General features: G+C 73.6%; 6 protein-coding genes. 4 read left to right on the forward strand and 2 right to left on the reverse strand.

Annotated elements, in window-relative coordinates; all coding sequences use genetic code 11:
• The coding region (locus AC2CJA_RS23275) for an aldehyde dehydrogenase family protein (RefSeq protein ID WP_484604641.1) at positions 1–1,220 on the forward strand (1,220 nt) is incomplete at its 5' end.
• A gap of 99 nt (positions 1,221–1,319) precedes the next feature.
• Complete coding sequence (locus tag AC2CJA_RS23280; protein WP_484604642.1) at positions 1,320–2,402, forward strand: Zn-dependent alcohol dehydrogenase; 1,083 nt, start codon at positions 1,320–1,322, stop codon at positions 2,400–2,402.
• Here the strand turns inward: AC2CJA_RS23280 and AC2CJA_RS23285 are convergent.
• On the reverse strand, positions 2,399–3,067 hold the full coding sequence (locus AC2CJA_RS23285; protein ID WP_484604643.1) for a TetR/AcrR family transcriptional regulator: 669 nt from the start codon (positions 3,065–3,067) through the stop codon (positions 2,399–2,401). The genes AC2CJA_RS23280 and AC2CJA_RS23285 overlap by 4 nt on opposite strands.
• Before the next feature lie 66 nt (positions 3,068–3,133).
• Between AC2CJA_RS23285 and AC2CJA_RS23290 the strand changes: the two genes are divergently transcribed.
• Both AC2CJA_RS23290 and AC2CJA_RS23295 read left to right on the forward strand, forming a co-directional pair.
• Complete coding sequence (locus AC2CJA_RS23290) at positions 3,134–4,294, forward strand: acyl-CoA dehydrogenase family protein (RefSeq protein WP_484604644.1); 1,161 nt, start codon at positions 3,134–3,136, stop codon at positions 4,292–4,294.
• Between the two features lie 122 nt (positions 4,295–4,416).
• A complete protein-coding gene (locus AC2CJA_RS23295) occupies positions 4,417–5,097 on the forward strand; it encodes a TetR/AcrR family transcriptional regulator (protein WP_484604646.1) in 681 nt (226 codons plus the stop codon).
• Positions 5,098–5,116: 19 nt separating this feature from the next.
• Here the strand turns inward: AC2CJA_RS23295 and AC2CJA_RS23300 are convergent, their stop codons facing one another.
• Positions 5,117–5,581, reverse strand: coding sequence for a MaoC family dehydratase (locus tag AC2CJA_RS23300; protein ID WP_484604645.1), 465 nt, complete (start codon positions 5,579–5,581; stop codon positions 5,117–5,119).
• Positions 5,582–5,751: the final 170 nt, after the last annotated feature.

Raw genomic sequence — 5,751 nt, forward strand, 5'->3', positions numbered from 1 at the left:
CGGCCCGGCTCGGCGCGCTGCACGACGCCCTGGCCGCCCGCCGCGAGGAGATCGCGGCCACCGTCACCGCGGAGCTGGGCGCCCCGCTGTCCTTCTCGCAGTCCGTCCACGCCGGACTGCCCATCACGGTCACCGGGACGTACGCGAAGCTCGCCGCCGAGCACCCCTTCGAGGAGGAGCTGGGCAACTCCCGTGTACTGCACGAGCCGGTCGGCGTCGTCGGCGCCATCACCCCCTGGAACTACCCGCTGCACCAGGTCGTCGCCAAGGTCGCCCCGGCCCTGGCGGCCGGCTGCACGGTCGTCCTCAAGCCCGCCGAGGACACCCCGCTGGTCGCGCGGCTGTTCGCCGGGGCCGTGGCCGAGGCGGGGGTGCCCGCCGGGGTGTTCAACCTCGTCACCGGTCGCGGCCCGGTAGCCGGGCAGGCGCTGGCCGAGCACGATGGTGTGGACATGGTCTCCTTCACCGGCTCCACCGCCGTCGGCCGCCGTATCGGCGCGATCGCCGGCGGAGCGGTCAGGCGGGTCGCGCTGGAGCTGGGCGGCAAGTCCGCCAACGTCATCCTGCCCGGCGCCGATCTGGTGAAGGCCGTGAAGATCGGGGTGGGCAACGTGATGGCCAACGCCGGCCAGACGTGCAGCGCGTGGACCCGCATGCTGGTCCACACCGACCACTACGACCAGGCCGTGGAGATCGCCGCCGCCGCGGCGGCCAAGTACGTCCCCGGCGACCCCACCGACCCCGCCACGCGCCTGGGCCCGGTGGTCAACGCCGGACAGCGCGAACGCGTCACCGGCTACATCCGCACCGGGACCGAGGAGGGCGCCACCCTCGTCGCGGGCGGCGCGGACGCCCCCGAGGGGGTGGAACGCGGCTACTACGTACGCCCCACCGTCCTCGCCGGCGTCACCCCGGAGATGACCATCGCCCGTGAGGAGATCTTCGGCCCGGTCCTGAGCATCCTGCGCTACGAGGACGCCGACGACGCCGCCCGGATCGCCAACGACTCCGACTACGGGCTGTCGGGCGCGGTGTGGGCCGCCGACGACGAGACGGCCGCCGCCTTCGCCCTCCGCCTGCAGACCGGCCAGGTGGACATCAACGGCGGCCGGTTCAATCCGCTGGCGCCCTTCGGCGGTTACAAGCGGTCCGGCGTGGGCAGGGAGCTGGGCCCGCACGGTCTGACCGAGTACCTCCAGACCAAGTCCCTGCAGTTCTGAGCGCCTTTCCCGGTCGCACGCCCGGCCGTTCGTCCGGCCGCCCGCCCGATCCCACACCGCCAGCAGCTCGTCCGCCCAGGATGTGAGAGGAGACGCCACGTGGTCCGCGCCGTGGTCCTGCCCGCCGCCCATGCCCCGCTGGAGACGGGGGAGATCGACCTGCCGGAGCCCGGCCCCGGCCGGGTGAGGGTCCGCCTCGCCGCCGCCGGGGTCTGCCACTCCGACCTGTCGCTGTCCAACGGCACCCTGCGCCAGCCCGTCCCCGCCGTCCTCGGCCACGAGGGCGCGGGCACCGTGACCGCCGTGGGCGAGGGCGTCACGACCGTGGCCCCCGGTGACGAGGTCGTCCTCAACTGGGCGCCCGCCTGCGGGAGCTGCCACTTCTGCGCGAAGCTGGGCGAGCCCTGGCTGTGCACCGAGGCCAACGCGGCCAGCGGCGTCCCCTACGCCCGTTCCGCCGACGGCCGCGACCTGTACCCGGGGCTGGGCACGGCCGCGTTCGCGCAGGAGACGGTCGTCGCCGAGCGCGGCGTGCTGCCGCTGCCCGCCGGCGTACCGCTGGGCGACGCGGCCCTGCTGGGCTGCGCGGTCCTGACCGGCTACGGAGCGGTCAACCACAGCGTCCGCCTGCGCGAGGGCGAGACGCTGGCCGTCTTCGGCGCCGGCGGGGTCGGCCTGGCGGTGATCCAGGCGGCCCGGATCGCGGGCGCGGAGCGGATCGTCGCCGTGGATGTCTCCCCGGGCAAGGAGGAGCTGGCCCGCCGGGCCGGCGCCACCGACTTCCTGATCGCCTCCGACACCACGGCCAAGGAGATCCGGAAGGTCACCGGCGGGCTGGGCACGGACGCCGCCGTCGAGTGCGTCGGCCGCGCGGAGACCATCCGGGCGGCCTGGTCCTCCACCCGGCGCGGCGGGCGCACCTCGGTGGTGGGCATCGGCGGCAAGGACAGCCAGGTCTCCTTCTCGCCGCTGGAGATCTTCCACTTCGCCCGAACCCTGTCCGGCTGCGTCTTCGGCGACTGCGACCCCGCCCGCGACCTGCCCGTGCTCGCCGGGCACGTCCGCTCCGGGCGACTGGACCTGGGCGCGCTGGTCACCGACCGGATCGGTCTGGAGGAGGTGCCAGCGGCCTTCGAGGCCATGCTCGCCGGACGCGGCGGCCGGGCGCTGGTGGTCTTCTAGCGCGCCCGCCCCTGGCCGTCCTCCGCCTCCCCGGCCCGCCCCCGCTCCGGGAACCGGAGCGCCAGCCCGTCGACGAGGGCGCGCAGGCCCGTCTCGAAGGCGCCCTCGTCGACGCGCTGCTGGTGCTCGGCCAGTAGATGGGCCTGGTCCAGGTGCGGGTAGTCGCGCTCGTACAGCGCCGCGTCGTCGACGAAGCCGCGGGCGAAGGAGCCCAGCGCGGAGCCGGCCACGAAGTACCGCATCAGCGCGCCGATGCGGGTCGCGTGGGCGCGCGGCCATCCGGCGTCCAGCATCGCGCCGTAGACGGCGTCGGCCATCCGCAGCTGGCTGGGGCGCCGGCCCGGTCCCTGCGCCAGGTACGGGACGATGTTGGGATGCGCGCTGAGCGCCGCCCGGTAGGAGCGGGCCCAGGCCACCAGTGCCTCGCGCCAGTCGGTGCCGTTCTCGAACATCGACAGGTCGACATCGGCGCACACCGCGTCGGCCACCGCGTCCAGGATCTCGTCCTTGGTGCGGAAGTGGTTGTACAGCGACGGGCCGCTGACGCCCAGCTCGGCGGCGAGCCTGCGGGTGGACACCGCGGGCAGGCCCTCGCCGTCCACCAGCGCGAGTGCCGCCGCCACGATCCGCTCGCGGCTCAGCAGGGGGGTACGTGGGCGTGCCACGGATCACATCCTCGGGTCTCGTCCGGTATCTGTGAAGCTGTAACTAGCGCTGCTAGTTTATTGGGCGTGGATCTGGAGCTGTCTCAGGAGCAGGCTGCCGTACGGCAGCTCGCCAAGGAGTTCGTCGACCGGGAGATCGTCCCGCACACCGCCGAGTGGGACCGCGCCGAGAGCATCGACCGGTCCGTGGTGAAGTCCCTGGGCGACCTGGGCTTCCTGGGCCTGACCATCGACGAGGAGTACGGCGGGTCCGGCGGCGACCACCTGGCGTACTGCCTGGTCACCGAGGAGCTGGGGCGCGGGGACTCGGCCGTGCGCGGGGTGCTGTCGGTCTCCCTCGGCCTGGTCGCCAAGACGATCGCCGCCTGGGGGAGCGAGGAGCACAAGCGGCGGTGGCTGCCGGGCCTGTGCGCCGGCGAGGCGATCGGCTGCTTCGGCCTGACCGAGCCGGGCACCGGCTCCGACGCCGCCAGTCTCACCACCCGCGCCCGCCGCGACGGCGGCCCCGGCGGCGACTGGATCATCGACGGCACCAAGATGTTCATCACCAACGGCACCTGGGCCGACGTGGTGCTGCTCTTCGCCCGTACCGGCGCCGAGCCCGGTCACAAGGGGATCACCGCCTTCCTCGTCCCCACCGACACCCCCGGCCTGACCCGCCGGGAGATCCACGGCAAGCTCGGCCTGCGGGGCCAGGCCACCGCCGAGCTGGTGCTCGACGGCGTCCGCGTCCCCGACGACTGCCGTATCGCCGAGGAGGGCAAGGGATTCTCCGTCGCCATGTCCGCCCTCGCCAAGGGGCGCATGTCGGTGGCGGCCGGCTGCGTCGGCATCGCCCAGGCGGCGCTGGACGCGGCCGTCTCCTACGCCGCCGAGCGCGAGCAGTTCGGCAGGCCCATCGCCCGCCACCAGCTCGTCCAGGAACTGATCAGCGACATCTTCGTGGACGTCGACGCCGCCCGGCTGCTGACCTGGCGCGTGGCCGACCACATCGACCGGGGCCTGCCCTTCGCCACCGAGTCCTCCGTCGCCAAGCTCTACGCCTCCGAGGCCGCCGTGCGCGCCGCCAACAACGCCCTCCAGGTCTTCGGCGGCTACGGCTACATCGACGAGTACCCCGTCGGCAAGCTGCTGCGCGACGCCCGTGTGATGACCCTGTACGAGGGCACCAGCCAGATCCACAAGCTGCTCATCGGCCGCTCGCTGACCGGGGTCTCCGCCTTCTGACGTCCCGCGGCGCCCCTCCGGCGCCCGCTCCCTAAGCGGCTGCTCAGCAACCGTTGTATGGTGTTCGCCCGGTGGGACGAACGGGCGAGGTGCTGATGGCTGCGGAGACGGGAGCGGAGTCCGTGGAGAGCGCGGACGCCACGGACGCAGAGGACACCGAGGGCGCGGTGGAAGGCGCCGGGGAGTCGGACGACTCCTGGGGCGAGGTGGCCCCCGACGCGGCCCGGCGGCTGCTGCTGGCGGCCGTCGAGGCCTTCGCCGAGCGCGGCTTCCACGCGACCACCACCCGGGACATCGCCTCCCGCGCCGGAATGAGCCCCGCCGCCCTCTACATCCACTACCGCACCAAGGAAGAGCTGCTCTACCAGATCAGCCGGGTCGGCCACGAGCGCTCGGTGCGCATCCTCACCGAGGCCGGCAACAGCGCGGTGACACCCGCCGACCGGCTCGCCGCCGCGGTGCGCGCCTTCGTGCGCTGGCACGCCGAGCGCCACACCACGGCCCGGGTGGTGCAGTACGAGCTGAACGCGCTGGCCGAGGAGCACTACACCGAGATCGTCGCCCTGCGGCGGCGCAGCGAGGAGATCCTGCGCGGCATCCTTCAGGACGGGGTGGCCGCCGGGGACTTCACCGTCCCCGACATCCGGGGCACGGCCCTGGCCGTGCTCTCGCTCTGCATCGACGTCGCCCGCTGGTTCCGCTCGGGCGGTACGCGCACCCCCGAGGAGATCGGCGAGTTCTACGCCGGGCTGGTGCTGAAGATGGTCGGCGGCCCCGCGGGGGCCCCCCCGCGGGGCGCGTGAGCCCGGCGGACGGCGGGCGTCAGATGTAGTAGCGCACGACGCTCTCCGCGACGCACACCGGCTTCTCCCCGCCATCGCGCTCGACCGTCACCAGCGAGGCGAGCTGGACACAGCCCTCGCCCACCTCGGAGACCTCCGTGATCCGCGCGGTGGCGCGCACCCGCGAGCCGACCGGCACGGGGGAGGGGAAGCGGACCTTGTTCACGCCGTAGTTGATGCCCATGCGCACGCCCTCGACGCGGATCAGCCGCGGCACCAGCACCGGCAGCAGCGAGAGCGTCAGATAGCCGTGCGCGATGGTGGTGCCGAACGGGCCGGCGGCGGCCTTCTCCGGATCGACGTGGATCCACTGGTGGTCGCCGGTCGCGTCCGCGAACAGGCCGATCCGCTTCTGGTCGATCTCCAGCCAGTCGCTGGTGCCCAACTCCTCGCCGACAGCGGCCTTCAGCTCGTCGACCGATGTGAAAACCCGGGGCTCCGCCATCGAAGCTCGCCTCCCCAACCCTGCGTGGTGTCCGTGTGTCCGTGGTGTCGGTACACGCTACTAAGCGCTTGCTCAGCATGATCGGGGGTCTCGGGCATGTCAACGGCCGGGCCCGTCTCCCGCGTGGGGGTGCGGGGGGCGCCCCGGCGCGGGCGGGGCGGGCCGCGCGC

This window comes from Streptomyces sp. ATLC9 (genome assembly GCF_057196705.1).